We start from the raw sequence: 26,324 nt of genomic DNA, 5'->3' as shown, positions 1-26,324 counted from the left end.
ACTCCATGCCGTTGATCCGCACGCTCAGCCGGGCGGTACGCCGCGCCTACCGCCCGAACGTGGATCTCAGCCACCCCACCCGCTCCCCGCTGGGCAGTGCCGTCGTCAACTGCGTCGTGTACGAGGACGGCGAACGCCGGCCAGGCGACTGTCCGGCGCAGGAGGCCCTTGCCCGGGTCCGCAAGTCGGGCCAGGGCTTCGTCTGGATCGGCCTGCACGAGCCGTCGGAAGAGGAATTCGCGGGGCTTGCCGCCCTGTTCGGGCTCCATCCGCTGGCCGTGGAGGACGCCGTACAGGCACATCAGCGGCCGAAGGTGGAGCGGTACGACGACGTGCTGTTCGCCGTCTTCAAGACCGTCCACTACGTCGAGCACACCGAGCTGACCGCCACCAGCGAGATCGTGGACACCGGCGACCTGATGGTCTTCACCGGCCCCGATTTCGTCATCACCGTCCGCCACGGCGGCCGCGGCTCGCTCGGACCGCTCCGGGAGGCCCTGGAGTCGGCGCCCGATCAGCTCTCCATGGGCCCCGCCGCCGTGCTGCACGCCGTCGCCGACCACGTCGTCGACGACTACCTCGTGGTCGCCGAGGCCGTGCAGCACGACATAGACGCGGTCGAGACGGCCGTCTTCAGCGAGCCGGCGGGCCGCGGTGACGCCGGCCGCATCTACCAGCTCAAGCGTGAACTGCTGGAGCTGAAGCGGGCGGTGGCGCCGCTGGCCCGGCCGCTGAACGTGCTGGCCACCGAGCCCATGCCGAGCGTCGGCCCGGAGATCCGGACGTACTTCCGCGACGTCGCCGGGCACCTGACCAGGACGGCCGAGCAGATCGCCGCCTTCGAGGGACTGCTCGACTCGATCCTCCAGGCCCATCTGGCCCAGGTGACGATCACCCAGAACGAGGACATGCGCAAGATCACCTCATGGGCGGCCATCATCGCCGTGCCGACCATGATCTGCGGGGTCTACGGCATGAACTTCGACCACATGCCCGAGCTCCGCTGGACGTACGGCTATCCGCTCGCCCTCTCCGTCATGGCCGTCGCCTGCTTCACGATCCACCGGGCGTTCCGGCGAAACGGCTGGCTGTGACCACCACTTCGCCGCCCACGACGACGGTCTCGGCAACGGTGCCGGGGATGTCCTCGGGCGCGAGCTCAAGGATGTCGCGGGAGAGGACGACGAAGTCGGCGAGCTTGCCGACCGTCAGCGAACCGCGTTCGCGCTCAAGGAAGTTGGCGTACGCCGAGCCCATCGTGTAGCCGTGCACGGCGGTCCGCACGTCGACCGTCTCGTGGGGCATCCACGGCTCGCCGCCGCCCAGGGGCCGACGGGTCACGGCGGTGTAGATGCCCACCATCGGGTCCATCTCGGCGACGTTCCAGTCGCTGGAGAAGGCGAGCACGGCGCCGGCCTCGTGCAGGCTGCGCATCGGCCACGCCTTGTGCCAGCGCTCCTCGCCGACGTTCCGCGCCCAGTCCTTGCCGGGCCCGGCGATCTCGGGGGCGCAGTGGCGCGGCTGCATACAGGCGACCACGCCGAGCTCCTTGAAGCGGGGGGTGTCCTCGGGGTCGAGGCATTCGACGTGGACGACCTGGTGGCGGGCGTCGCGCGGGCCGTTCGCGGTACGGGCGGTCTCGACCGCGTCGAGGACGGTACGGATGCCACGGTCGCCGGTGGCGTGGACGAAGCACTGGAAGCCGCGCGCGTCCAGCCGGGTCAGCAGCTCGGCGAACTCCTCCGGCGGGTAGAAGGTGTCGCCCCGGTGGTGCCCGCAGCCCGTGTAGGGCTCCAGGAGGGCGGCGGTGCGGGGCTCGACGACATCGTCGATGTAGAGCTTGAGCGGGCCTACGTTCAGCCGGTCGTCGTCGAAGGTGCGGGCGGCCGCCGCGAAGTCGTCGAGGTCGGCTTCGGTGGTGCCGCGCGGGTGGAAGAGGGCCGCGACGATCCGGGAGCGGAGCCTGCCCTCGGTGCGGGCCCGCTCGTACAGCGCGAGGTCGTCGAGGGAGTTCTGCGGCTCTACGACGGTCGTGATGCCGTACGAGATCGCTTCGTCGAGGCTCTGCGCCAGGCGGCCGTACTGCCGGTCGGGCGAGGCCCAGGGCACGCCGAGTGCGCGCAGGGCGCGGTGGCCGTCGCGGGAGAGGCCCTTGACGGCGAAGTCCTTGATGAAACCCGTGGGTTCTCCGGTCGCGGGGTCGGTTTCGGCCTCGCCGAAGGGCAGGCTCGTACGGTCGCGGTCGATGCCGAGGCGGCGGAGAGCCGCTGTGTTCAGCCAGGCGGTGTGCACGTCGTAGCTGAGTACGAAGGCGGGGGTGTCGCCGGTGACGGCGTCGAGGTCTTCGGCCCGCGGCATGCGGCCGTCCGGGATCGCCGAGTAGTCGAAGGCCTCGGCCTCGATCCACTCGGCGTCGGGGTGGGCGGTGTGCCAGGCGCGGATGCGCTCGTGGATGCCGTCGAGCGTACGGACTCCGGCGAGTTGGACGCAGGCGTCGTCGGAGCCGAGCCTGACGTGGTTGTGGGCGTCGATGAAGCCGGGGAGTACGAGGCGGCCGCCCGCGTCGACGATCTCGGTGTCCGGTCCGGTCCACTGTGCGGCGTCGGAGTCGGCGCCGAGCCAGGCGATACGCCCGTCGCGTACGGCGAGTGCCTCGGCTTCGGGCAGAAGGGGGTCGACGGTGTGGATGCGGGCGTTGAGGAGGACCAGATCGGCCGGGGTGGTAGGGGGCATGAGGGTGAACTCCTGGGGGTGCGGTGCGGGGCTCTTTTGCGGGGGCGTGGGGTCGGTGCCGCGCCGGGGCGTCTCCTCGGGCATCGAACGTTCGGGTAGTGCGTTGTTTCTTCGGGCTCGTTGCGTTCGACGCCCTGCGGGGAGCGCCCCGACACGTCCCCTCCCGGCGGCGTGAGCTCGTGCGGCGGGGTCAGGCGGTACGTACGGGCTTGCGGGCGGCCAGCGCCCAGTAGGTGAGCGCGGAGACCACCGAGCCGAGGAGGGTGAGGTCGGCGCCGCCCAGCGGTGCGACCAGGGGGCCGGTCCACAGCTCCGAGTCGGCGGTGAGACCGGCGAAGACGATGCCGGTGAGCAGGGCCGCCATGCCCGCCGGGTGGTAGCCCGCCCGGTACCAGTACGCGCCGCCCGGTCCGGCGTGCAGGGCCTCGGCGTCGTAACGGCAGCGGCGCAGCACCATGTCGGTGAGGAAGACGCCGCTCCACGGGGCGAAGACGATGATCAGCAGGGAGAGGAAGGACAGCAGCGACTCGGTGAAGTCGGCGAAGAACAGGGCCCACAGGGAGCCGACGGCGGTGACGGCGGCGCTGATGAGGATGGCCCTCGACCGGCTCCACGGGATGCCGAGCACCTGGAGGTTCAGGCTGGACGAGTAGAGAGTGATGATCGAGTTGGTGACGGAGCCCAGGAGGACCAGGGACAAGAAGACCGGCTGGAACCAGCCGGGCAGCAGCTCCTCGGTGCCCGCCACCGCGTCGGTCATGTCGGTCTGGGTCGCGGCGGCGACACCGGCGACTCCGAGCGCGACCGAGGAGAGGAAGCCGCCGAGGGCTCCGCTCCAGGTGATGGAGCGCAGGGTGGTCGTCTTGGGGAGGTAGCGGGTGTAGTCGGCGGGCATCGGTACGTACGAGAAGGGGCTCGACAGCATCACGACGAAGGCCAGGCTCCAGCCGGCGGCACCGGGACCGACGGCGGGGGCTGTGGTGTCGGCGCCGGGCAGGACGAAGACGAGCAGTGCGACGAAGCCGGCGGCCAGGGCGTACGCCATCCAGCGTTCGGCGAACTGGACTGTGGCGTGACCCCACATGGCTACCGCGAAGGTCAGGGTGAGGGTGATGGCGAGCGCCAGGGCGCGGGCGGTGTTGCCTCCCTGCCAGCCGATTTCGGCGAAGAAGACTTCCAGCGCGAGGGTGCCGACCACCGTGTTGACGATGGTGTAGCCGATGCTGACGATCCAGTTGAGCACTCCGGCGGGCCAGTTGCCGCGCGTACCGAAGGCGGCGCGGGAGATCACGAGGGTGGCGGTTCCGGTACGGATGCCGCTGAGGCCCGCGGCGCTGATGACGAAGAAGGCCAGGCCGCCTACGACCACGACGGCGGTCGCCTGCCAGAAGGAGAGGCCGAAGGCGACGGCGAGCGCGCCGTTGATGACGTAGGTGAAGGTGAGGTTCGAGCCGAACCAGAGCCAGAAGAGGTCCTTGGCGCTGCCGTGCCGCTCCTCGTCGGGGATGGGATCGATGCCATGGGTCTCGACGTGGAAGACCTCGTCGCTCTTCGGTTGCCGCTCCGCCGTGTGCGTTGCCATGCCACTCCCCAGCCAGACCTTGAATGCCGTTCTAAGAGTTAGAACGGCATTCAAGATGCGGTGCCGGTCCCCGCCCCGTCAAGACCCGGGCGTAAATCCGCGGCTAAGGTCATGACATCGGGCACGAACGGTGGAGGCGAAACCGGTGGCAGGAGCGGCGCGACGGCGGGACGGGCACATCGCCCAGGAGCGGATGCTCGAAGAGGCCATGGCGGTGATCGCCGAGAACGGCCTGGCCGCGCTCACCATGTCGGCGCTGGCCGAGCGGCTGGACACCAGCGGCGGCCACATCCTGTACTACTTCGGCAGTAAGGACCGGCTGCTGCTGGAGGCGCTGCGCTGGAGCGAGACGGACTTGGCTGGGGAGCGCCGGCTCCTGCTGGGCCGCCGGACGACGGCGGAGCGCAAGCTCGACCAGTTCCTGGAGCTGTATCTGCCGCGGGGGCCGCGCGACCCGCGCTGGATGCTGTGGATCGAGCTCTGGGCCCGTACGCCCGCGAACGAAGCCCTGCGCCAGGCCCAGGAGGAGATGGACCAGGTCTGGCAGGAGGACCTGGAGGCGCTGCTCGTCCAGGGCGTGGCGCGCTCACGCTTCGCGCCGATGGACATACCGGCGCACGCCTCCGAGCTGCTGGCGCTGCTGGACGGCCTGAGCACGCGGGTCGTGCTGGGCCAGCGCGGCAGCGGCCGCCGCCAGGCACTGACGGCGGCGAGATCGGCGGCCGCCCGGCTGATCCCGCCCGGGACGGCTCGGTAGCTCAGTAGCCGGCCGGGCGCACCAGGCCCGTCTCGTACGCGAAGACGGCGGCCTGGGTCCGGTCACGCAGGCCCAGCTTGACCAGCATCCGGCTCACATGGGTCTTCACTGTCTGTTCCGCGACCACCAGCCTCACGGCGATCTCCGCGTTCGACAGGCCCTGCGCGATCAGGGACAGGACCTCCGTCTCGCGTTCCGTCAGGTCGCCGACGCGGTCCTTGAGCGGTGCCCGGGGCGCGTCGGTCAGCCGGGAGAACTCGGCTATCAGGCGCTTGGTGATGTTCGGGGCGAGCAGGGCTTCACCGGACGCCACCACCCGTACCGCGTGGGCGAGTTCGGCAGCGGACGCGTCCTTCAGGAGGAACCCGGAGGCACCCGCGCGCAGCGCCTCGTACACGTACTCGTCGAGGTCGAAGGTGGTCAGGACCAGAACCTTCACCGTGGCGCCGGCCGGTTCGGTGATGCGGCGGGTCGCGTCGATGCCGCCGAGCCCGGGCATCCGGATGTCCATCAGGACGACGTCCGGTGCGAGTTCGGCGACCTGGGCGACGGCGTCGAGGCCGTCCACGGCCTGACCGACCACCTCGATGCCGGGTTCGGCGTTGAGCAGCACCGTGAATCCCTGCCGGACCATCATCTGGTCGTCGGCGATCAGCACGCGGATGGTCATGGACTGCCCTCCAGGGGAAGCGTCGCCAGTACTTCGTAACCGCCTCCTGGAACAGGCCCGTTGGCGATCTCACCGCCCAGCATGACGGTACGTTCCCGCATGCCCAGCAGACCGTGGCCGACGCCCCGCGAGGGCTCGGCCGACCCGTCCGGCGCGGTGTTGGTGACCCGGACGGTGAGGCCGGTCGCGTGGTACCCGATCTCCACCCGCGCCCGCGCTCCGGGCGCGTGCCGCATCACGTTGCTGAGCGCCTCCTGCACGATACGGAACGCCGAGAGCTCGACGCCGGGCGGCAGCGGGCGCTGCTCTCCGGTGGTCCGGGTGGTGACCGCGAGCCCCGCGCCGCGCACGTTGGCGACCAGTTCGTCCAGCCGGTCGAGCGTGGGCTGCGGGGCGTGCCGCACGGCCGCCGACAAGGCGTCCTCGGAGCGCAGTACGCCGAGCACGCGGCGCAGTTCGGTGAGCGCGCCGACGGCGTTCTCACGTATGCCCGCGAGGTTTTCCTTCAGCTCGTCGGACGGGTTCTCGACCAGGTGCGGGGCGACCTGCGCCTGGATGGAGATGACGGACATGTGGTGTGCGACGACGTCGTGCAGCTCGCGGGCGATCCGGTTGCGCTCCTCCAGGAGGGTACGCCGGGACCGCTCCTCGGCGGTCATTTCTTCCTGTACGACCAGCTCCGTGCGGGCCACCTGGCGCCCGCGCAGCGAGCCGCCGACCACCACCGCGGCGGTGAGAATTGCGGCGGCGCGGGCGACGCCGGTGAAGTGACCCTGGAGAATGAGCGTGCTGCAGACCACACCCGCCAGGAGACTGACCGTCAGAGCCTCGACCGAGACGCGGGGGCGGACCCGCAGCGCCAGCATGAAGAGCACGCCGGCCTGCGCGGCGATCCCGGGGCCGGTCCAGGGGAACAACGGGTCCCAGGGGAACTGCGAGCCCGGGAGCTCCGCGGCGATCCCGGGGGCTGCCCAGGGGAACACCTCGGCCCCGGGGGACTGCGAGCCCGAGAGCCACGCGACGACGACCATCGCGATCGTCACCATCCACCACGCCGGCAGCGGCCGGAACGCCGCGACGACGAGCGCCACCGACTGGGCCCCGCCGAGCAGCAGGGCGTACCTGGTGTCCAGTCCGTGGTCCCAGTTGGAGGCGAGCGTGTTCACGTTGACCACGCCGAGGGTTGCCGCGCCGATCAGCAACAGCAACACGATGACCGGCTGCCACATCAACCAGCCGGGCCGTCCACTGCGTGGCAGGGGGGCGACGGCCCCCGTCCACAGATCCTCGCGGAGGTTGCGCGGCACTGCCCGCACAGCTTTCAGCAGCCGCTCCGCCATCGCGCTCTCCCCCCTCACAAGATCCACCCTAGGCTTTCGTGGTTCCGGTAAGGAACTTATGGCCCACGCCTTACGGTCGGCGTCCCGCCGGGGAGCGCACCTTGCGCGTAGCTCTCAAGTACTACGGGTAGGGGGTCGCACGTCCCTCAGTGCGCGTTCTCCGTCGGGCGGAGGTCCTTGGGGATCTTCGCCCACGTCAGCGCGGCCGCCGCGAGAGGCAGCGCCGCGGCGAGCAGGAAGGTCGGGGTCATGCCGGCGGTGAAGGCCGCGGAGACCTTTTCCAGCAGTGCGGCGCCCGCCGGACCACCGGTCAGCCCGGCGAGGTGCGCGGCTTCGCCCACGGAGTCGCGTACGGACGCCGTCGCCGCGTCGTCCAGGCCGAGTTCGGGCAGGTGTGCCCGGTACAGGGCGGATGCGATGCTGCCCAGGATGGCCACGCCCATCGCGGCGCCGAGCTCGTAACAGGTCTCCTCGATGGCGGCGGCGCCACTGACGTCACGTGCCGGGGCCGAGGCCATCAGGGTCACCGAGGCGACCGTGGTCGCGATGCCCACACCGCAGCCGAGCACGGCCAGCGCGAAGGCTATCGACGGGTAGCCGAGGGTGCCGGTCTGCTGGAGGATCCAGGGCAGCGCGAGGCCCGCGGTCATCAGGAGCAGCCCGCTGCCCAGGACGTGGCGGATCGGGAGCCGGTGCATCAGGGCAGGTGTCACCAGGGAGGTGACGACCAGTCCGAGCGGCGCGGGAAGCAGCCGGATACCGGCCTCCAGCGGCGTGTAGCCCTCGCCGTACTGGAACCACTGGGTGATCAGGAACAGCGCCGAACCGAGCGCGATCATGCCGAGGAAGATCGCGGCGGCGGCGATGCTGAACGACCGGCTCGCGAACAGCCGCACCTGCAACAGCGGCTGGCTCAGCCTCAGTTGGCGGCGTACGAACACGGTCAGCGCGACCGCGGCCAGCACCAGCAGCGCCCAGGCGACCGGGTCCGCGGGGCCGCCCTTGCCGAGCTGCTTGATGCCGCCCGCGAGGGCGAGCATGCCGACGATCGACTGCCCGACGCCCCACCAGTCCCAGCGTCCCTCCCTCGGCTGACGCGATTCGGGCAGCAGCCACAGGCCGAACGCGATGACGGCCAGCGCGACCGGGATATTGAGCAGGAACGCGGACTGCCAGCCGTTCTTCTCGACGAGCAGACCGCCCACCACCGGGCCGAGCGCCATGCCGCCGCCGAAGACCGCGGCCCAGACGGCGTACGCGAAGGCGCGTTCACGGGCGTCGGTGAAGACGTTCCGCAGGATCGACAGGGTCGTCGGCATGATGGCCGCGCCGCCGACGCCGAGCAGCGCGCGGGAGGCGATGACCTGCCACGGCGCGGTGGCGAAGACGGCGATCAGCGAGGCGAGCGCGAAGACGCTGAAGCCGATGAGCAGCATGCGCTTGCGTCCCCAGCGGTCGCCGAGCGCGCCGGCGGTGACCAGCACACCGGACAGCGCGAGCGCGTACACGTCGATGATCCACAGCTGCTGCACGGAGCTGGGCTGCAGATCGGCGACGAGGGAGGGGAAGGCGACGTTGAGGATCGTGGTGTCCATCGCGATCAGCAGCAGGCTGCCGGAGAGGATCGTGAGGACGGCCCAGCGCCGGGGATCGAGCTGGGCCCGGGAAGCTTGCCGGGCGGGGGCGGGGTGCATGGGGTTCCTGTTCGGGGTCGTGCCGGAGGGTGCCTGCTGACACCGTACGGTCTCGCTTGAGACGTCAGTGTCTCAAACAAGACGGCAATGCGCACATCCATTCCCCCGGCGCGACCTTATGTCCCTTTTGCGCTTTTACGTCGCCGCCGCGTCCCGGAGCGCACCGAGCAGGCCGCATGGTGCGGTGGACACGTCAGGGGGGTCGGTGCGGTGCGCGCGGTGACGTGGGGAAGCATCTGCGAAGTCCGGGAGGCCTCTGATGTCCCGGGCGGCCCGCGGAGCCCCTTGAACCCCCGGACCCGCTGACGCGACGTACAGAAGTCGTGTGCTCCCGATTGCAAAGCAATCGCCTGATCGGGTGCCGGACCTCTTCCGGGTGATCGAACGCCGGATAACAGCCCGGGCGTCCCCGTGCGCACCGGCAGGCACGACGGAATCGAATCTCTGGTCGAGAGTTCGCCCGGCGCCTCCCGTTACGCGCCTTTGATCAGGTGCGTTGTCCGTCCGCCAGTCCGCGTGCACTGCGATCCAGGAGGAACCATGTATCCCGTACCCGCTGCCGTTCGTGTCGTTGGCGGACATTCTGCGTTCGAGTGCGGCCCCGCCGTGCTCACCCGCCTCGTGCGCCTGGTTGACGCGACGGACGCCCTCGCATGACCGCGACGCGCTACACGAGCGTCGTCGATGTCCTGATCCTGCTCCAGCGTGCGGACGGCCGCGTTCTGCTCGTGCGCCGCGCCGAGACCGAGTACGCCGGTGGGCTGCTCAGCATCGTCGGGGGCCACCTGGAGCGCGGCGAGTTCGCCGACGACGGGGCACGGCGTGAGGCCCACGAGGAGGTCGGCGTCGAAATCGACCCGGCGGACACGGAGTTCTGCGGCGCGGCCCACTACTGGGGGCCCGAGGACGAGCGACGTATCTGCTTCGCCTTCACCGCCCAGCGCTGGCGCGGCGAACCGTACAACCGGGAGCCGCACAAGCACACGGCCCTCGTGTGGGCGGAGCCCGGCAATCCGCCGCCCGACTGCCATGCGTACTCCACCGCCGTGCTCCGCCAGTTCGTCGTCGGCGGCTCGTTGTACGCCAACATCGCCCACCCGAGGAGGCCGCATTGAGCACCATCCCCCCGCAGCGGCAGGACGCACCCCAGCCGGCCGCGCCGCCCGAGCTCAACTACAACGGCCGTGTACACGGAAACGCCATGCAGGGCGCCACGCTGTGGGAAATGGCGCGGCGTATCCCCGGCGCACTCGCCCAGACCTTCCGGCTCGCCTGGTCGGTGGACCGGCGCATGGTGGTGACCGTTCTGGTGTGCCAGCTCATGTCGGGGATCGGTACGGCCGTGATGCTCACCGCGGTGGCCCGGGCCATGGGGCCGCTCTTCGGCTCCGACGACGCCCGGGCCGGGCTCAACGAGGCCCGCCCCGCGCTGATCGTCGCGGCCGTCGCGCTGGCGGTCGGGGCGCTGTCCTGGATCCTGGCCGACTGGGCGACGCGCCGCCTCAACCCCCAGGTGGCGTCCGCGGCGGATCTGACCATGGTGGACCTCCATATGAAGGTCGAGCTGTCGACGTACGACCAGGAGGGCTTCACCGACCGGAGCCAGGCCGCCGAGATCGGTGCGCTGCGGGCCGTCGACATCGCCGAGGACGCCAAGACGCTCACGAACGGCTTCGTGCAGCTGGTGTCCGCCGCCTCCGTCCTTACCGTGCTGCATCCGCTTCTGCTGGTGGTGCTGATGCTGTCGGTCGTCCCGCGCGGTCTGGGCGGCGTGATCGCGGCCCGTATCGACTACCGCGTGTTCGATGCGTCGGTCTCCGCTCGCAATGTCCGGGGGATGATGCGCTGGTACCTCACCACGCCGACGCTCGCGGACGAGCTGCGGGCCAACACCATGCGCCCCTACCTGCACTTCTGGTATCGCACGATGTGCGACCGCATCGAGGGCAGGGCGCTCGCGGCGGCGCCGCAGTACCTGCGCGTCAACCTGGCCGCCGCCGCGCTGAGCGGCGTATTCATCGTGGGCATGTGGGCCTCGCTCGCCGCGCTGGTGCTGTCGGGGCAGATGGGGCTCGCCATCGCCGGCACGGCGATCGTGGCCTCGCAGACCGCCGGCCGGGCGCTCAACCAGATCGTCAGATACGGGGCGGCGATGTTCCACCACGGTCTCTATCTGGACGACTACCACCAATTTCTGGCTCAGGCCCGCGAGATGACGACCCGGCGCGGCAGCATCACCGCGCAGGCTCCGGTGGAGATCCGGCTCGACGAGGCGTCGTTCACGTACCCGAAGAAGACCACCCCGGCGCTGCACCCGGTGTCGCTCACTCTCCGCCGGGGCGAGGTGGTCGCGCTGGTCGGGGAGAACGGCGCCGGCAAGTCCACGCTCGTACGCCTGCTGACCGGACTCACCCTGCCCACCGGCGGCCGTGTCCTGTGGGACGCCACGGATCTGGCCGCGGCGGACGCCGAGTCGGTGTGGGGCCACATCGGGCTCGTGCCCCAGACGAACGGACACTGGCCGCTGGCGGTACGGGAGAACATCACGCTGGGCCAGCCCCGCCGGCACGGCGACGAGCTGGTCTGGGAGGCCGCCGAGCAGGTCGGCATGAGGGAGGCGGTGGCCGAATTCCCCGACGGGATGGACACGTTGCTGGCCCGGTCGCTGTGGGGCGGCCATGAGCTCAGCGGCGGGCAATGGCAGCGGCTCGCGTGCGGGCGAGCGCTCTACCGGCGGCCGGGTTTCCTGATCCTGGACGAACCGACGAGCGAGATGGACGCCCGCGGTGAACACCAGATCTTCAACGCACTGCGGGAGATGGCGCCCGGCCGTATCACCCTCGTCGTCACCCACCGGCTGGAGAACGTCCGCATGGCGGACCGCATCCTCGTACTCGACAAGGGGCGCATCCGGGAGGAGGGCAGCTTCGAGCAGCTGGCGCACACCGAAGGCGGCCTCTTCGCCGAGCTGTACGCGCTGTCTCAGGACCGCTGAGCCCACTCGGCCCCGGTGATCGCGTGAACGTGGACCCGGCGCCCGCACGTCGGGTCCACAATCCAGCCCCTCCGGCGTTTGAGGAGCGGGCTCCGGGGCAGCGCCCCGGTTCGGCCTCGCGCAGCGGCTTGGAGGGGTGCGGCATAGAATGACCGGATGATCTTCATTGTTGTCAAGTTTCCCGTAAAGCCCGAGTACGCCGAAGCGTGGCCGCAACACGTCGAGGCCTTCACCAAGGCCACCAGGGCCGAGGCCGGCAACCTGTGGTTCGAATGGTCGCGCGGCGTCGAGGACCCGAACACTTACGTGCTCGTCGAGGCGTTCCAGGACGACGCGGCCGCGGCGCACGTCAACTCCAGCCATTTCAAGGCCGCGTTGGAGACGATGCGCCCGCTTGTTCGCCGTACGCCCGAAATCGTGAGCACGACCATCGAGGGCGCCGACGGATGGAGCGCGATGGGTGAACTCAAGATCGACAACTAACTCTGGGAGAGCTCCATGTCGAACATCCTCTTCGTAGTGACCGGCGCCGACCACTGGACCCTGGCCGACGGCACCGCCCACCCCACCGGCTTCTGGGCCGAGGAGGTCGTGGCCCCCTATGAGGCGTTCACCGGCGCGGGCCACGAGGTCGTGGTCGCCACGCCCGGCGGCGTCGTGCCGGCCGTGGACCGCGCCAGCCTGGCCCCGGAGGCCAACGGCGGCCCGGAGGGCGCCGACCGGGTGGTGAGGGCCCTGGCGTCGTTCACGCGGCTTCAGCAGCCGCTGAAGCTGGAGGAGGTGGATCCGGCCGACTACGACGCCGTCTTCTACCCCGGCGGCCACGGCCCCATGGAGGACCTGGCCGTCAGCGCCGACTCCGCCAGGGTGCTGACCGGCGCGCTCGCCTCGGGCAAGCCGCTGGGTGTGGTGTGCCACGCCCCTGCCGCCCTGCTGGCCACGGGGAACGCCGTCGGCGGCTCACCGTTCGCGGGCTACCGGCTGACCGGCTTCACCAACGCCGAGGAGACCCAGGCGGGCCTCGCGGACAAGGCGAAGTGGCTGCTCCAGGACCGCCTCGTGGAGCTCGGCGCCGACTTCCGCGAGGGCGAACCGTGGGCGCCGCACATGGTCGTCGACCGCAATCTCTACACCGGCCAGAACCCGGCCTCGGCCGGCCCGCTGGCCGAGGAGATGCTCAAGGCGCTGCGCTGAGCGGCCGACGCCTCACGCCAGCTGGCGCCGCACGAGTTCGTGCAGGCGGCCGCCCGTGTCGGCGAGCAGCTGCGCGGGCGGTCCCTGTTCGACGACCCTGCCCTCCGCCATGACGATCACCCGGTCGGCGTCCATGACCGTGGACAGCCGGTGGGCGATGACCAGGCGGCCGGCGCTCAGCCTCCGCGTGCTGGCCATGACGATGCGCTGGGTCTCGTTGTCGAGCGCGCTGGTGGCCTCGTCGAAGAAGAGGATCCGGGGGCGGCGTACGAGCGCCTGAGCGATCATCAGGCGCTGGCGCTGCCCGCCCGAGATCGCGCCGCCGCCGGCGATCATCGTGTGCAGCCCCATCGGCATGCGCCGGATGTCCTCGGCCAGGCCTGCCATCTCGGCGGCCTCCCACACCTCCTCCTGGGAGAAGACCTCGGCGCCGCTGATGCAGTCCAGGATCGATCCCGTCAGTGGCTGCGCGTTCTGGAGGACGACACCGCACTGACGGCGTACGGCCGACTGATCCAGCGCGGCCAGGTCCTGGCCGTCGTACAGCACGCTGCCCGAGACCGGCTTGTCGAAGCCGATGAGCAACCGCAGCAGGGTCGACTTGCCGCAGCCGCTGGGCCCGACGATCGCCACGAACTCGCCCGGGCGCACTTCGAGTGACACGTCGTCGAGCACCAGCGGGCCGTCGTCGGTGTAGCGGAACGACAGCTTCCTGGCCTCGATGGAGCCGGACAGGGTGCCGGGCTGCGCGCTGGCGCCGCGTACCTCCGGGGCCTCGTCCAGAACCGGCTTGATCTGTTCGAACATGGGCAGCACGGCGGCGACCGAGATGAGCGCGCCGCTGAGCTGGGTGACCGACGTGAGCAGCATGGTGACGGCCGTGCTGAAGGTCAGGAACGCTCCGGCCGACATGCTGCCGCGAGCGGGACCCGCCAGCAACATGAACATGATGAGCGAGCACAGCGGCAGATAGATGGCGTCGAGGACCGTGGTCAGGTTCTTGATACGGCCCGCACGCTGCTGAAGTTCACGCGAGCGGGCGAACTCGCGGGCCCAGGCGGCGTACGCGAAACTCTCCGCGGCCGCGACCCGCAGTTTGGGCAGTCCCCGCAGGGTCTGGAACGCCTGGTTGTTGAGTTTGTTGCCGAGCTCGACGAGTTTGCGCTGCCAGCGCACCTGCCACAGGCCCATCCCCAGGAACACGCCGCCGATGACGACGAGCATGGCGATCGCCGTCAGGGCCAGCGGCACGCTGAACCAGAACAGCAGAACGACGTTCATGGCGCCGACCGTGGAAGCCTGTACGGCCACCGGACCGAGCCCCGACAGCACCCTGCGGATGGCGCTGATGCCCATGGCCGCGCTGGCGAGTTCGCCGGTGGACCGCTCGGTGAAGAATTTCGTCGGCAGGCGCAGCAGCCGGTCCCAGACGGCGGGCTGGAGGCTCGCCTCGATGCGGCCCTCCATACGGAGGATGGTGAGGTTCTGCAGCAGCATGAAGGACGCGGTCACGATGCTGGTGATCATGACGGCCAGGGAGACCTGGACGATGAGGCTGGTCTCGGCGTTCGGTACGTACACGCCGAGCACCTGGCCGGTCGCGATCGGTACGAGACCGCCGAGGCCGACCGTCACCAGACCGCTGAGGAGAAGGTTCCGCAGGTCGACGCGGGTGTCGCGGAGGCTGAAGCGCAGCAGGCCCCACAGCGTCAGTGGCCGCTCGGGAAGGGGCCGGTAGAACATGACCGCGCGCTGCTCGAAGTCGTCCGCGTTGTCCTTGCCGATGCGTATCCGCATGCCCGAGGCCGGGTTCACCGCCTCGTACCCACCGCGCCGCCACAGCAGCGCGACCGGCGCGCCCGACTTCGCGCGGTGGCCGACCAGGGGGCCGGAGTTCGCCCGCCACCACCGCCCGTCGAGCCGCACCGGGCGGGTACGGACGCGCGAGACCAGGGCGATGCGGTCGACGGGGGTGACACGGTCGTTGACCGCGCCGCCCTTCGGGGGCTCCGTGAGGGTGATCCCGGCCGCCTCCGCGACCCGGCGGCAGACGGCGAAGGTCGCGTCGTCGGTGGCTCGGTCCGTGCCCGTCGAGGCGCGCCCTGACCGGTCCGGGCGGCCGATGGAGGCCACCAGGGCCTCGTCGGCCCGCGCGCGCACGGCCGCGCCCGCCTTGATGCCGGCGGCCGTACGGTCCTCGTGGGCGCGTTCGAGGTCTTCGATCCAGTGGTCCACGGCGGACAGCAGGCGGTACTGCTGGTTCACCAGCTGCTGCCACATCGCGGGCTCGATCAGCAGATCCCCCGCGGCCTCGTGGCCGTAGGAGGCGCCGTACTGCACACTCCCGGGGGACACCGGCATCCACAGGATGTCGTCGTCGGTCACCGGGCCTTCGATGTCGGGGCGGCCGTCCAGCGGGGCCTGGAAGAGCACGCCCAGACTGCGTCCGATGCCCAGCGCGAAGGCATGGTCCAGCGGGCTCTCGTACGCCGTGTAGGTGTCGGTGTACGGATCGGTGTAGCCATCGGCGTACTCCGGCTGCCGGTAGAGCTCCCGCAGCGGGATCCGCCGCAGCAGGCAGTCCTGCGACGGCCGGCCGAGCAGCGTGTGCTGGGGTCCTTCGACCGGGCCGAGCAGCAGCGCTCCCGCTTCCAGGCGGCCGAGGAAGTGCCAGTGCCCCTGCTGGGCGGCGTCGACCGCGAACAGGTCCAGCGCGCCCCCCACGACGAGCCACAGCACCTGCGGCCCCTCCAGCGCCAGGCTGCGCAGACCCGCGCAGTCGACGGGCGCGCCGAGGCCGCCCAGCGCGTAGGTCACCGCGTCGAGTTCGGCGTGACCCGCCTCGACGGGGGTCGGGTGTACGGACGACATGGTGTCAGTGCTCCTTGACCAGCTCGGCGTACGCTCCGCCGGCGGCGACCAGCTCTTCGTGGCGGCCGCGTTCGACGACCGATCCGTGGTCGAGTACGACGATCTCGTCGCTGTCGCGCACCGTGCTCAGCCGGTGGGCGATGACGACGCACGCGCAGCCGCGCCGCCGCAGATTGTCGATGATGATCCGTTCGGTCTCGGCGTCGAGGGCGCTCGTCACTTCATCCAGTACGAGGATGCTCGGCCGCCTGACCAGCGCGCGGGCGATCTCCAGCCGCTGCCGCTGGCCGCCGGAGAAGTTGCGGCCGTCCTGCTCGACGCGGCTGTGGATGCCGTCGGGGCGCCGCGCGATCACGTCGTACAGCTCGGCGTCCTGGAGCGCGGCGACGACGGCCTCGTCGGGTATCGAGGGGTCCCACAGCGCCACGTTGTCCCGGACCGTGCCCTCGAAGAGGAAGACGTCCTGGTCGACGAAGGAGACCGAGGCGGCCAGCGCGCTGCGGGAGATGTCCTCCAGGCGCTGTCCGTCGATACGGATCGTCCCCTCCCAGGGGGTGTAAAGACCCGAGATCAGCCGCGAAACGGTCGACTTGCCGCTCCCCGATCCGCCGACGAGGGCGACCTGCTGCCCGGGTCCCACGGCCAGCGAGAAGCCGGTGAGCAGCGGCTTGTCGAGTGGGCTGTAGCCGAAGGTGATCTCTTCGAGCGTCACATGCCCCTTGAGCCTGCGCGTGCTCTCGTCGGGCTCGCGCCGCGAGTACAGGACATCGACCGGGAAGCTCTCGACGTCCTTCAGCCTGGCCACATCGGCGGCGAAGTCCTGGATGCGGCCCGCGACGCCGTTGAGGCGGCTGATGGGCGCGGTGAAGCGCGCCACGAGCGCCTGGAAGGCGACGAGGAGACCGATCGAGATATGCCCCTCCACGGCCCGCAGTCCGCCGATCCACAGGATCAGCGCGCTGTTGAGCGTCGCGAGGGTGGGCGCGACGACGGCCAGGAACGCGCTCGGTACGCCGAGCCGCTGCTGCACGTCGAGCGTGGTCGCGTGCTGGCCCGCCCAGCGGCGGAAGAACCCGTTCTCGCCGCCGGTTGCCTTCATCGTCTCGATCAGCTGGAGACCGGTGTACGACGTGTTCGTGAGCCGGGCGCTGTCCGCGCGCAGCTTCTGCGTGTGCGTGGCCCGCAGCCGGATGACGATGCGCATCGCGACCACATTGAGCAGCGCGACGATCACTCCGACGAACGTCAGCTGGGGGTCGTACGACCACATCAGGAAGGCGTAGAGAATCACGACCACCCCGTCCACCCCGGCGGCCGCCAGGTCGCGTGCCAGCGTCTCGGCCACCGCGTCGTTGGACTGGAGTCGCTGCACGAGGTCGGCGGGGCTGCGCTGCGCGAAGAAGGTGACGGGCAGGCGCAGCAGGTGGCGCAGGAACCGGGCGCTGCTGAGCGTGGAGGAGATGATGCGTCCGCGCAGCAGGTTCGCCTGTTGCAGGCCGGTCAGTACGGCGGTGAGCGCCACCATCGCGGCCATCGACGCGAAGAGCGGCCCCAGCATCGACGTCTGTTCGCCGATCAGGAACATGTCGATGTACGTACGGCTCAGCGCGGGCACCGCCGCGCCGACGGCGACCAGGAGCAGGCTGGCGAGCAGTGCGGCGAGCAGGGTGCCGGTGGTTCCGCGCATGCGCGCGGGGACGGCGCCCATGACGCCGGGCTTACGGCCACCACGGCGGAAGGATTCGGAGGGTTCGAAGACGAGGACGACTCCGGTGAAGCTGGTGTCGAAGTCCTCCGTCGTGACGAAACGACGGCCTTTGTCGGGGTCGTTGATGTGGAAGCCCCGACGCCCGAACCGACGCCCCATGCCGTCATAGACGACGTAGTGGTTGAACTCCCAGAAGAGAATGGCGGGCGCCTGGACCTCGGCGAGCGCCGTCGCCTCCATCTGCATGCCCTTGGCCTGCAGACCGTAACTACGCGCTGCCTTGAGCAGGTTGCTGGCCCGCGAGCCGTCGCGCGACACCCCGCAGGCGATACGCAACTCTTCGAGCGGGACATGGCGGCCGTAGTGGGCGAGGACCATGGCCAGCGCGGCGGCGCCGCACTCCACCGCCTCCATCTGGAGGACCGTGGGCGTACGGACGGCCTTGCGCTTCTTGACCTGTACGGGCTTCGCACGGCGGCGGCCGCCACCGGCCGGGGCCTCCGGGCGGTGCCTGCGCCGGCCCGGCGGCGGCGACTGCTGCTGCGGCGGCGCCGCGGAATCGTTCGGTGCGGTCACGGAAGCAGCCAATCGATCGGATGCTGCTCGGCGAGGTGGATGGCGCCGGAGGCGAGGGTCATGGACTCGACGGCGTACGGCGGCCCGCCCGACGTCGACCAGGAGTAGCCGGACTTCGAGGCGTCCGAGCGGTCCAGCTCGACGAGTACGGACACGGGCTGGCCCTGCTTCGAGAACTCCTCGCCGAGCTGGCCGCTGCCGAGATAGCTGGTGATGCGCTGCTGGGTCTGGGCCGTCCTGCCGACGGACTTGACCCGGCCGCGCAGTACGCCGTACTGCTGCGTCGCGACCGACTGGACGGTCAGATCCACCGCTGCCCCGACGGGCACGGTGGACCCGCGCTCGGCCGGTACGTACAGCGTCGCCATGAGGGGGTCGTCCGGGTTCTGCACCCGTTCCACGGCCGCCACATCCGCCCCGGTGGTCACCACGGAGCCGATGGCGGCGACGAGCGTCGTCAGCCGGCCTGCGGCGATGGTGCGTACGACGGTGTCCCCCTGCGCGGTACGGACCTTCAGGAGGGGGGCGTTGGCGGCGACGCGCTCGCCTTCCTCGGCGAGTACGGCGGTGACCTGGCCGGCGACGGGGCTCTGCAGGACGTAGCTGCCCTGGGCGTGGGTGAGGATTCCGGGGGCGGCGAGTGTGGACGACACGGTGCCGGTCACGGCCCAGACGGCCGAGGCGGCCATGACGATGATCGTGACGATCAGAACAAGCAGGCCCTGGGGCCGGGCGAATCGCACCGGCAGATCAATTTCTTCGGGCGATTGCAGCTTGGAAAGCGCCTGTTGGCGAAACTGCACGACACTCTTCCCTCAACTGCAATGGGCTGTCAGGTATTTCCGGACGGCCGTACGCCCCGGACCCTGGGTGGATCCGGAGGCGTACGACCGGGCCTGTCGGCAAGGAGGGGTGGCCGACGGGCCGTAAGTCACCGCTGATGTCCCGTGCCGCTCACCGGCACAGGAGGGGATCAGACGCCGGCGACCGTGGCGGTGGCGAGGCCCGTCACGGCGCCCGTGTTGAGGCCGGTGACGCCCTCGACGGTGCCGATGGCGGAGCCCGCGATGCCCGAGACGGGGACGACGGAGTTCAGGACGCCGGTGGCGTTGCCGACCACGCCACCGAGGAGGCCGCCGGACACGTTGTCCAGGTCGTTGTCGGAGATTTCCTGGGTCGCAACCTGGGAGAAGTTCATGATGCGAGTTTCCCTTCGCGTGGATATTTCGAAATAACCGGGACCGACCCTGACGGATAGGCCCTCAGTGCGAAGGATCAAAGCACGTATGCGCGTTGGACAGCCAATCAAGTCATTGCCCGAGCCTGCCGATCCCCGCACGGAATTACCGTGGCGTGCACGTCCGTTCATGACTTGGTGACAGCATCTTCACGGGATCGCCCGACGTGAATAGCGAGCACCCGTCCCCTCCGAGGACACCGAATGGGACATTCCCGTTCAGAGGGGCGTATCCGCAGGTCAGCACAGCCGGACCTATTGGGAGATGGTGTGCCGCGTGCGTATTCGATGTGGAGATTCGCTGGTGTAACACGGCCATTACGCAATGCCACTTCACCATATGGGGCCTGCCTAGGTCATCAGCGACATGGGTAGGAAACCGGCATGGAACTGTCTGAAGTCACCTATCAGGATCCTGACGACGAATCCGGCGAGTCCGCCATGCGTACGTACGCGCGGCGGGCCTGTGAACTGACCGGCATGGACCCGGAGTACGGCGTGCCCGCGCTGGCCACGATCGCGCTGCGCGAGTCCGCGTCCAACCACCCGCGCTGGCGGGTGAACACCACCGATTCCAACGCGCACGGCCCGGTCGTGGCCGACGGGCACCCGCAGAACTGCTCGCGCGGCGCCACGCAGTGCATCCCGCCGACCTTCGCCGAGTACCACCAGGAGGGCACCGCCACCACGCCCTACGACGTGGTGGCCTGCATGTGCGCCACGATCAATTACGTACGCGCGAGATACGGCGTCAACCGGTCCGGGTCGAACTTCGCGGAGCGGGTCCAGCAGGCCGATCCGAGCCGGCCGCCCAAGGGCTACTGAGCCGCCGCCCCTGGCCGGTCACGCCTTACGGGCCACCACCAGACGGCAGTTGGGGCTCCCGTCGCTGCGGCGGCCGAACTCCTCCAGGGGCTGCAGCCGCACCGTGAACCCGGCCCCGACCAGGTCGTCCCGCACGCCGCTCAGCGGGAACGTCCGGTAGTACATGACGAATCGCGGCCGCCACAGCGCGTTGCGTACGCGCATGACGGCGTCGAAGCCGAGCAGCGTCCAGTACGGCCGCGAACCGATGGGCGGCGGCGCGCCGATGGGGAAGGCGAACAGCCCGCCGGGCCGCAGCGCCCGGTGGACTCCGGCGAACAGCACGGGCCGCTCGGCGGGCAGAAAATGCCCGAACGCCCCGAAGCTCACCGCCAGATCGAATTCCTGACGGAACGGCAGGGCGCGGGCGTCGGCCCGCACCCACTCCACATCAGGTGTTTCCTCGTCGTCGGACGCTTCCCGGGCGGCGGCCAGCATCCCGGCACTGAAGTCGACCCCGGTGACGCGGTCCCGGCACAGCGGGCGCAGCACGCGCGTCCCCGCCCCCGTGCCGCAGCAGACGTCGAGCCCCGCGTCGAAGGGGCCGAGCGGGTCCAGGGCGCCGGCGACCGCGTCCAGGAACCGGTCGGGGGTGCGGAAGGGAGTGTGGTCGAACTTCGGGGCCAGCAGGTCGTAGCCGCGTTCGATGGAGGAGAGAGCCTGCACGGCCAGTTCGCGGAAGGTGGGTCCCTGGGAGGTGAACACGGACCCCAGAGTAGCCAGAGCCCCAATCCCACCTCACCGACCCGTTGACCGGAATGGGCGATTAAGCGTTATATGTGGGGGTAAACGAAAGATAAAGGTCCCTATGGGAGGCAGCCGGTCATGACCACTCATCCCAGCATTGAGCAACACCCCGACGTCGCCGAGATGCGTTCCCGGTTCGAGCGGGCGACCACCACTCCCCGCGCTCAGGCGATCGAGACACTTGCCCTCCTGACGGGTGTGTTCCTCGCGGCGTCTCCGTGGATCGTCGGGTTCAACGGCCTCACCACCCTGGCCGTGTGCAACCTGATCACCGGTGTTGCCTACGCCCTGTGTATGGGCGGGTTCAGCTCGGCGTACGAGCGGACTCACGCCATGGCATGGACCGCCGCCGCCATCGGCGCATGGACGATCGTCGCTCCATGGGTCGTGTCGGGCAATGTCGACACCACTCGCAGCATCGTCAGCAACGTGATCGTCGGATGCGTGGCCCTGCTGCTCGGCCTGGCCATGGCGGCCATGAACGCCGGCGCCTCCGACCGCGCCGGCGCCGCCCGTGGCCGCGGCCGTGGCCGTCGGTCCCAGGACGTCGGCCCGATGGGCTGATGCTCCCGAACCCACCCCTGGGCCCCGGCCGGTACCCGGCCGGGGCCCAGTCCGCTGAACGGGCAGAAATCGGCACCAAAAGATAGAATTCGAACATGGGAAAGCCGCCTGTCGCGCCGACTCCGCCCGAGCTCGTCCTCGAAACTGAGGCGGGCTCCACGCTGATCAGCCCGAGCCGGGACTACCACGTCGGGCGCGACCCCACAAGTGACATCGTCATCGATGACGCCCGCGTGTCGTGGCATCACGCGGTGCTGCGACCCGAGGCGGACCACTGGACGCTGGAGGACGAACACAGCACCAACGGCACGTACGCCGAAGGCAGACGGATCCACGAGTGGGATGTCGGCCCCGGCAGCGTCATTCGCTTCGGAAGCCCCGCCGACGGGCCCCGCGCGGTTCTCCTGGGACACGAGCCCCCGCCCTCCGCGCCCGAGCGCCCGTCCGCCGTCTCGATGCCGGCGGCGACCGGCACCTTCCGGCAGCCGACGACCGTACGGCCGCTGCCGGCCAGGACCGTACGCATCGGCCGCGCCGCCGACAACGACCTCGTCGTCGACGACCTGATCGTCTCGCGCCGACACGCCGAACTGCGGGCGCATCCCGACGGTACGTACGAGATCGCCGACCTAGGCAGTCACAACGGCACCTTCCTCAACGGCCAGCCCGTCACCGTCGCCCGGGTCTCCCCCGGTGACATCGTCGGCATCGGACACTCCGCGTTCTGCCTGGTCGGGGACACGCTCCAGGAGTTCGTCGACACGGGCGAGGTCTCGCTCGACGTACAGGACCTGGCGGTCTCGGTCGACAAGGGCCGCAAGACGCTCCTCGACCACGTGTCCTTCCCCGTCGGCGAGAAGTGCCTGCTCGCGGTCGTGGGGCCGAGCGGAGCGGGCAAGTCCACTCTCCTCAACGCGCTGACCGGGCTGCGGCCCGCCGACCACGGCACGGTCCTGTACGACGGCCGCGACCTGTACCGGGACTACGCCGAGCTGCGCCAGCGCATCGGTCTCGTACCGCAGGACGACATCCTGCACTCTCAGCTGACCGTGCGCCGGGCCCTCGGCTACGCCGCCGAACTGCGCTTCCCCGAGGACACCGCGAAGAGCGAACGGCGGGAGCGGGTGGCCGAGGTCATCCGCGAGCTGGGCCTCGAACAGCGCGCCTCGCAGCCGATCCACAGCCTGTCCGGCGGCCAGCGCAAGCGGGTCAGCGTGGCGCTGGAGCTGATGACGAAGCCGTCGCTCCTCTTCCTCGACGAGCCGACCTCCGGGCTCGACCCCGGCATGGACCGCTCGGTCATGCACATGCTGCGCGGCCTGGCCGACGACGGCCGTACGGTCATCGTCGTCACGCACAGCGTGCTGAGCCTGGATGTGTGCGACCGGCTGCTGATGCTGGCGCCCGGCGGGAAGATCGCCTACTACGGGCCGCCGGACGACGCACTCGCCTTCTTCGGGTTCGAACAGTGGCCGGAGGCGTTCGAGGCCTTCGAGAACGACCGCGAACGCGACTGGGCGGGGCAGTACCTCGCCTCCCCCTTCCACCGGCAGTACGTCGCGAACGCCACCGCGCAGCCGCTCCTGCCGCAGGCCTCGGCGCCGGAGGTTGTCGCGCCGCCGCCACCGCGGACCCGGAGCTGGGGTGCGCAGCTGAGGACGCTGGTGCGGCGGTACGCGGCCGCGCTGAGCGCCGACCGGACCTTCCTGGCGATCATGATCGCCCTGCCGTTCGTCATGGGCGCGATGGCCCGCGCCCTGGCCGGCTCGCGGCTGACGCAGGAAACCGCGATGAACGCCCTGCTCATCCTGTGTGTGGGCGGCGTGCTGACCGGCGCCGCCAACGCGGTGCGTGAGCTGGTCAAGGAACGGGTGATCTACCAGCGGGAGCGTGCGGTCGGGCTCTCCAGATCGGCGTACCTGATGTCCAAGGTGGTGGTGCTGGGCACCATCACGATCCTCCAGGCCGTCGTCCTGACCCTGGTGGCGCTGGTGGGCGTGGACCTGAACGCCCCGGGCGGCGAAGGGGTGCTCCTGCCGCCACTGGCGGAAATCACGGTGGCGGTAGCGATGCTGTCGTTCACCGCGATGATGCTCGGTCTCCTCGTTTCCGCGCTGGTGCGCAAGGAGGAGGTCACGATGCCGCTGCTCGTCCTCCTCGCCATCGTCCAGGTCGTGTTCTGCGGCGCGCTGCTGAAGCTGGACGGAGTCGCCGGGGTCGAGCAGCTGGCGTGGCTGATCCCGTCCCGGTGGGCGCTGGGAGCGATGGCCGGGACCATCGGACTGGGCCGGATCGTTCCGGGCGACCTGACGGCCGACCCGCTGTTCGCCCACTCCATGGGGGTGTGGCTGCTCAACCTGGGGATGCTGGTGGTGCTCTCGGCCGTCTTCGGTTACGCCGTCACGAAGCTGCTGCGGCGGCACGAGCCCGCCATCATGCGGAAGTAGGAACGGGGCGCCATGACGACTCCGGATTTCCGTCCCACGCATGTCGTCCCCCAGGCCGGGATGGCCACCTGGGAGGCGCCGGACGTGTCCCGCCCCACCGAACCGCTCGATCCACTCCTTCCCGTCCAGCTGATCGGCCGGCGCGGCGACTGGGGGCAGATCCTCTGCGCCAACGGCTGGTCCGCGTGGGTCGACGGCCGCCTGCTCGTGTCCGTACCGCAGGAGCCTCCGGTGGCCGGACAACCCGGCGCCCGTACGGCGGATCCACGGCCACTCCTGGCCCGCGTGGAGGAGTCCCTGAGCCAGTACCGGCGAGCGGCGGAGGACCTGACGGCGGGCCGCACGGACGGCGAGGGGTTCCGCCGCCGCACGCGGGGACTGCGGGTGGGGATGGTGGTCGAGGGCGAGTCGGTGTGGCTGTACGACGCGGAGCACGAGCGCTGGGTGTACTGCGACGGCACGCACCTCATCACGTACGCGACCTCGTCGTCCCCGGGCAACAGCGGCCCGCCGCCCCGCGAACCGACCCAGGTCGCCGCCCAGCCCCCCACCGACCCGCCGGAGCCTCCGGACCCAACCCAAGTGGTCAACCCCGCCAACCCGGCCCCCTCCCGACCGCCGCCACCGGACCCCACCCAAGTCGTCACCCCACCGGACCCGACACGGGCCGTCGGCGCCGCCCCGAACGGACCGCCCCACAACAGCCACACAGCCCCACCGGAACCCACGCGCGTCGTCGGCACCGACCCAGGCGGGCCGCCCGTCAGCAGCACCCCAGGGCCACCCGAGCCCACGCGCGTCGTCGACCCCGGCCCGAACCGACCGCCGGGGGGCGGCGACCCAGCAACACCGGAGCCGACGCGCGTGGTCGGCACCGGCCCGAGTGCACTGCCGCGCAGCGACGGCCCAACGCCACCTGGGCCCACGCGGTCCGTCGACACCGACCCGAACCGACCACCGGGCAGCGGCGACCCGGCGCCGCCCGAGCCCACTCGGGTGGGCAGTGCCTGGCCGGCGCATCCGGCCGACGCCGGCGCAAGTGGCGGCGAGGCGACGCGCGTCGTCGCCGCCGACCCGAGCGGACCGCCGGACAACGGCCGCTCAGCGCCACCCGAACCCACACGGACCGTCGGCACCGGCCCGGACCGACCGCCGGGCAGTGGCGACCCAGCGCCACCCGGACCCTCGCGGGGCGTGGGTGGTGGGGCGGCGGGGGCCGACGAGGTCCGGGGCGACGGTGCCCGTGGCGGGGAGCCGACGCGGGTTGTTGAGCCCGGCGAGCGCTCCGCGCCGCATCCTCCCACCCGGCCCGGTGACGGGTAATGGCACGCGCCCCGCGCGAATCCGGCATGGCCGGGAGGCCGTCCGAGCTCCTCGGCAGCCAGATCGCCGGTTACCTCGTGGAGAGCGAGATCGGCCGCGGCGGCATGGCCGTGGTCTACCGCGCCAAGGACCTGCGCCTGGACCGTACGGTCGCCCTGAAACTCCTCGCGCCCGAACTCGCGCGCAACGACACCTTCCGCCGGCGGTTCACCCACGAGTCGCGGGTGGCCGCCGCGATCGACCACCCGCACATCGTGCCGGTGTTCGAGGCCGGCGAGACCGACGGCGTTCTCTACATCGCCATGCGCTTCGTCGCCGGTCAGGACCTGCGCCATCTCCTCGACCGGCAGGGGCCGCTGCCCATCGCGACCGCGACCCGGATCGCCGCGCAGGTGGCGTCCGCGCTCGACGCCGCCCACGACCACGACCTCGTGCACCGGGACGTGAAACCCGGCAACATCCTGGTCGCGGAGGGCACGGACAGCGACCACCCGGAGCACGTGTACCTCACGGACTTCGGCCTGACGAAGAAGTCGCTGTCGCTGACCGGATTCACCACCGTCGGCCAGTTCGTCGGCACGCTCGACTACGTGGCGCCGGAGCAGATTTCCGGACGCCCGGTGGACGGCAGATGCGACGTCTACAGCCTCGCCTGCGTCGTACACGAAACCATGGCCGGGACGCCGCCCTTCCAGCGCGACGACGACATGGCACTGCTGTGGGCCCACCAGTTCGACCCGCCGCCGCCCCTGACCGGGCAGCGTCCCGACCTGCCGGCCGCCGTCGACGGTGTACTGGCGAAGGCGCTCGCCAAGAGCCCGGACGACCGGTACGGCTCCTGCCTGCAGTTCGTGGCCGCGCTGCGCGCCGCGGCCGCGGCCGCCATCGGGCCGCGGGACCGCCCGCCACCGCACGCGGCCCCGCACGCCGACGGCTGGTCCGCCACGCCCGGAATGCCGCCCGCGCCACCCCGTTGGGCGCTGCCGGTCTTCCGCGGGTACGTCCGCTAGGCGGCGGCGCAG

General features: G+C 70.6%; 21 protein-coding genes. 11 read left to right on the top strand and 10 right to left on the bottom strand.

What is annotated here, in order from left to right; genetic code table 11:
* Window positions 1–5 precede the first annotated feature (5 nt).
* A complete protein-coding gene (locus tag ABZX79_RS04960; protein WP_355251692.1) occupies window positions 6–1,094 on the top strand; it encodes a magnesium and cobalt transport protein CorA in 1,089 nt (362 codons plus the stop codon).
* Here ABZX79_RS04960 and ABZX79_RS04955 read toward each other — a convergent pair.
* Entirely contained in the window at window positions 1,054–2,733 is a 1,680-nt protein-coding gene (locus ABZX79_RS04955; protein WP_355251689.1) for an amidohydrolase, read from the bottom strand. The two genes, ABZX79_RS04960 and ABZX79_RS04955, sit on opposite strands and share 41 nt — an antisense overlap.
* A 190-nt stretch (window positions 2,734–2,923) precedes the next feature.
* Window positions 2,924–4,315 carry a cytosine permease gene (locus ABZX79_RS04950; protein ID WP_355251686.1) on the bottom strand — a complete coding sequence of 464 codons (1,392 nt, stop codon included), beginning with the start codon at window positions 4,313–4,315 and terminating at the stop codon, window positions 2,924–2,926.
* A gap of 145 nt (window positions 4,316–4,460) precedes the next feature.
* Here ABZX79_RS04950 and ABZX79_RS04945 point away from each other — a divergent pair, with 145 nt between their 5' ends.
* Complete coding sequence (locus ABZX79_RS04945; RefSeq protein ID WP_355251683.1) at window positions 4,461–5,072, top strand: TetR/AcrR family transcriptional regulator; 612 nt, start codon at window positions 4,461–4,463, stop codon at window positions 5,070–5,072.
* 1 nt (window position 5,073) lies between these two features.
* Here the strand turns inward: ABZX79_RS04945 and ABZX79_RS04940 are convergent, their stop codons facing one another.
* The 3 genes from ABZX79_RS04940 to ABZX79_RS04930 form a co-directional block, all read right to left on the bottom strand.
* On the bottom strand, window positions 5,074–5,742 hold the full coding sequence (locus ABZX79_RS04940) for a response regulator transcription factor (protein ID WP_355251680.1): 669 nt from the start codon (window positions 5,740–5,742) through the stop codon (window positions 5,074–5,076).
* Window positions 5,739–7,082, bottom strand: a complete 1,344-nt coding sequence (locus tag ABZX79_RS04935; RefSeq protein WP_355252010.1) for a sensor histidine kinase — start codon at window positions 7,080–7,082, stop codon at window positions 5,739–5,741. The genes ABZX79_RS04940 and ABZX79_RS04935 overlap by 4 nt, the downstream gene beginning before the upstream one ends.
* 146 nt (window positions 7,083–7,228) lie before the next feature.
* Complete coding sequence (locus ABZX79_RS04930; protein WP_355251677.1) at window positions 7,229–8,776, bottom strand: MFS transporter; 1,548 nt, start codon at window positions 8,774–8,776, stop codon at window positions 7,229–7,231.
* A gap of 653 nt (window positions 8,777–9,429) precedes the next feature.
* Here ABZX79_RS04930 and ABZX79_RS04925 point away from each other — a divergent pair.
* The 4 genes from ABZX79_RS04925 to ABZX79_RS04910 all read left to right on the top strand — a co-directional run bounded on the left by ABZX79_RS04925 (window position 9,430) and on the right by ABZX79_RS04910 (window position 12,965).
* Window positions 9,430–9,891, top strand: a complete 462-nt coding sequence (locus ABZX79_RS04925; protein WP_355251674.1) for an NUDIX domain-containing protein — start codon at window positions 9,430–9,432, stop codon at window positions 9,889–9,891.
* An 86-nt stretch (window positions 9,892–9,977) separates the two neighbouring features.
* Window positions 9,978–11,771 carry an ABC transporter ATP-binding protein gene (locus ABZX79_RS04920; protein WP_355252007.1) on the top strand — a complete coding sequence of 598 codons (1,794 nt, stop codon included), beginning with the start codon at window positions 9,978–9,980 and terminating at the stop codon, window positions 11,769–11,771.
* A 156-nt stretch (window positions 11,772–11,927) separates the two neighbouring features.
* Window positions 11,928–12,254, top strand: a complete 327-nt coding sequence (locus ABZX79_RS04915) for a putative quinol monooxygenase (protein WP_355251671.1) — start codon at window positions 11,928–11,930, stop codon at window positions 12,252–12,254.
* Between the two features lie 15 nt (window positions 12,255–12,269).
* Window positions 12,270–12,965 (top strand): type 1 glutamine amidotransferase domain-containing protein, encoded by a 696-nt coding sequence (locus tag ABZX79_RS04910; protein ID WP_355251668.1) that lies wholly within the window; start codon window positions 12,270–12,272, stop codon window positions 12,963–12,965.
* A gap of 12 nt (window positions 12,966–12,977) precedes the next feature.
* On the opposite strand, the gene ABZX79_RS04905 is transcribed toward ABZX79_RS04910, so the two are convergent.
* The 4 genes from ABZX79_RS04905 to ABZX79_RS04890 form a co-directional block, all read right to left on the bottom strand.
* Window positions 12,978–15,836 (bottom strand): NHLP bacteriocin export ABC transporter permease/ATPase subunit, encoded by a 2,859-nt coding sequence (locus ABZX79_RS04905; protein WP_355251665.1) that lies wholly within the window; start codon window positions 15,834–15,836, stop codon window positions 12,978–12,980.
* Between the two features lie 4 nt (window positions 15,837–15,840).
* Window positions 15,841–18,120 carry an NHLP family bacteriocin export ABC transporter peptidase/permease/ATPase subunit gene (locus ABZX79_RS04900; RefSeq protein WP_355251662.1) on the bottom strand — a complete coding sequence of 760 codons (2,280 nt, stop codon included), beginning with the start codon at window positions 18,118–18,120 and terminating at the stop codon, window positions 15,841–15,843.
* Window positions 18,117–18,923, bottom strand: coding sequence for an HlyD family efflux transporter periplasmic adaptor subunit (locus tag ABZX79_RS04895; protein ID WP_355251659.1), 807 nt, complete (start codon window positions 18,921–18,923; stop codon window positions 18,117–18,119). Before ABZX79_RS04895 ends, ABZX79_RS04900 begins: the two co-directional genes overlap by 4 nt.
* Window positions 18,924–19,093: 170 nt before the next feature.
* On the bottom strand, window positions 19,094–19,318 hold the full coding sequence (locus ABZX79_RS04890) for a type A2 lantipeptide (RefSeq protein ID WP_214966772.1): 225 nt from the start codon (window positions 19,316–19,318) through the stop codon (window positions 19,094–19,096).
* A 423-nt stretch (window positions 19,319–19,741) separates the two neighbouring features.
* Between ABZX79_RS04890 and ABZX79_RS04885 the strand changes: the two genes are divergently transcribed.
* Entirely contained in the window at window positions 19,742–20,182 is a 441-nt protein-coding gene (locus ABZX79_RS04885) for a hypothetical protein (protein WP_355251656.1), read from the top strand.
* An 18-nt stretch (window positions 20,183–20,200) separates the two neighbouring features.
* On the opposite strand, the gene ABZX79_RS04880 is transcribed toward ABZX79_RS04885, so the two are convergent.
* Window positions 20,201–20,926 (bottom strand): class I SAM-dependent methyltransferase, encoded by a 726-nt coding sequence (locus tag ABZX79_RS04880; protein WP_355251653.1) that lies wholly within the window; start codon window positions 20,924–20,926, stop codon window positions 20,201–20,203.
* Between the two features lie 120 nt (window positions 20,927–21,046).
* Here ABZX79_RS04880 and ABZX79_RS04875 point away from each other — a divergent pair, with 120 nt between their 5' ends.
* From ABZX79_RS04875 to ABZX79_RS04860, 4 genes are all read left to right on the top strand, one after another.
* Complete coding sequence (locus tag ABZX79_RS04875; protein ID WP_355251650.1) at window positions 21,047–21,532, top strand: SPW repeat protein; 486 nt, start codon at window positions 21,047–21,049, stop codon at window positions 21,530–21,532.
* Between the two features lie 95 nt (window positions 21,533–21,627).
* On the top strand, window positions 21,628–23,979 hold the full coding sequence (locus ABZX79_RS04870; protein ID WP_355251647.1) for an FHA domain-containing protein: 2,352 nt from the start codon (window positions 21,628–21,630) through the stop codon (window positions 23,977–23,979).
* Window positions 23,980–23,991: 12 nt separating this feature from the next.
* Window positions 23,992–25,302 carry a hypothetical protein gene (locus tag ABZX79_RS04865; protein WP_355251644.1) on the top strand — a complete coding sequence of 437 codons (1,311 nt, stop codon included), beginning with the start codon at window positions 23,992–23,994 and terminating at the stop codon, window positions 25,300–25,302.
* A complete protein-coding gene (locus tag ABZX79_RS04860) occupies window positions 25,302–26,312 on the top strand; it encodes a serine/threonine-protein kinase (protein ID WP_355251641.1) in 1,011 nt (336 codons plus the stop codon). Before ABZX79_RS04865 ends, ABZX79_RS04860 begins: the two co-directional genes overlap by 1 nt.
* Window positions 26,313–26,324 lie beyond the last annotated feature (12 nt).

Origin of the sequence: Streptomyces sp. NPDC002994, from assembly GCF_040611155.1 — a bacterium.
In the GTDB taxonomy this organism is placed as follows: Bacteria; Actinomycetota; Actinomycetes; order Streptomycetales; family Streptomycetaceae; genus Streptomyces.
The sequence above is the reverse complement of the archived record's forward strand: the minus strand, read 5'-3'. Positions and strand labels throughout refer to the sequence as shown.

Coding starts and splice junctions, on each gene's coding strand:
- ABZX79_RS04960 (WP_355251692.1), top strand. CDS start 6: ATGCCGTTGATCCGCACGCTCAGCCGGGCGGTACGCCGCGCCTACCGC.
- ABZX79_RS04955 (WP_355251689.1), bottom strand. CDS start 2,733: ATGCCCCCTACCACCCCGGCCGATCTGGTCCTCCTCAACGCCCGCATC.
- ABZX79_RS04950 (WP_355251686.1), bottom strand. CDS start 4,315: ATGGCAACGCACACGGCGGAGCGGCAACCGAAGAGCGACGAGGTCTTC.
- ABZX79_RS04940 (WP_355251680.1), bottom strand. CDS start 5,742: ATGACCATCCGCGTGCTGATCGCCGACGACCAGATGATGGTCCGGCAG.
- ABZX79_RS04935 (WP_355252010.1), bottom strand. CDS start 7,082: ATGGCGGAGCGGCTGCTGAAAGCTGTGCGGGCAGTGCCGCGCAACCTC.
- ABZX79_RS04930 (WP_355251677.1), bottom strand. CDS start 8,776: ATGCACCCCGCCCCCGCCCGGCAAGCTTCCCGGGCCCAGCTCGATCCC.
- ABZX79_RS04925 (WP_355251674.1), top strand. CDS start 9,430: ATGACCGCGACGCGCTACACGAGCGTCGTCGATGTCCTGATCCTGCTC.
- ABZX79_RS04920 (WP_355252007.1), top strand. CDS start 9,978: ATGCAGGGCGCCACGCTGTGGGAAATGGCGCGGCGTATCCCCGGCGCA.
- ABZX79_RS04915 (WP_355251671.1), top strand. CDS start 11,928: ATGATCTTCATTGTTGTCAAGTTTCCCGTAAAGCCCGAGTACGCCGAA.
- ABZX79_RS04910 (WP_355251668.1), top strand. CDS start 12,270: ATGTCGAACATCCTCTTCGTAGTGACCGGCGCCGACCACTGGACCCTG.
- ABZX79_RS04905 (WP_355251665.1), bottom strand. CDS start 15,836: ATGTCGTCCGTACACCCGACCCCCGTCGAGGCGGGTCACGCCGAACTC.
- ABZX79_RS04890 (WP_214966772.1), bottom strand. CDS start 19,318: ATGAACTTCTCCCAGGTTGCGACCCAGGAAATCTCCGACAACGACCTG.
- ABZX79_RS04885 (WP_355251656.1), top strand. CDS start 19,742: ATGGAACTGTCTGAAGTCACCTATCAGGATCCTGACGACGAATCCGGC.
- ABZX79_RS04875 (WP_355251650.1), top strand. CDS start 21,047: ATGACCACTCATCCCAGCATTGAGCAACACCCCGACGTCGCCGAGATG.
- ABZX79_RS04870 (WP_355251647.1), top strand. CDS start 21,628: ATGGGAAAGCCGCCTGTCGCGCCGACTCCGCCCGAGCTCGTCCTCGAA.
- ABZX79_RS04865 (WP_355251644.1), top strand. CDS start 23,992: ATGACGACTCCGGATTTCCGTCCCACGCATGTCGTCCCCCAGGCCGGG.
- ABZX79_RS04860 (WP_355251641.1), top strand. CDS start 25,302: ATGGCACGCGCCCCGCGCGAATCCGGCATGGCCGGGAGGCCGTCCGAG.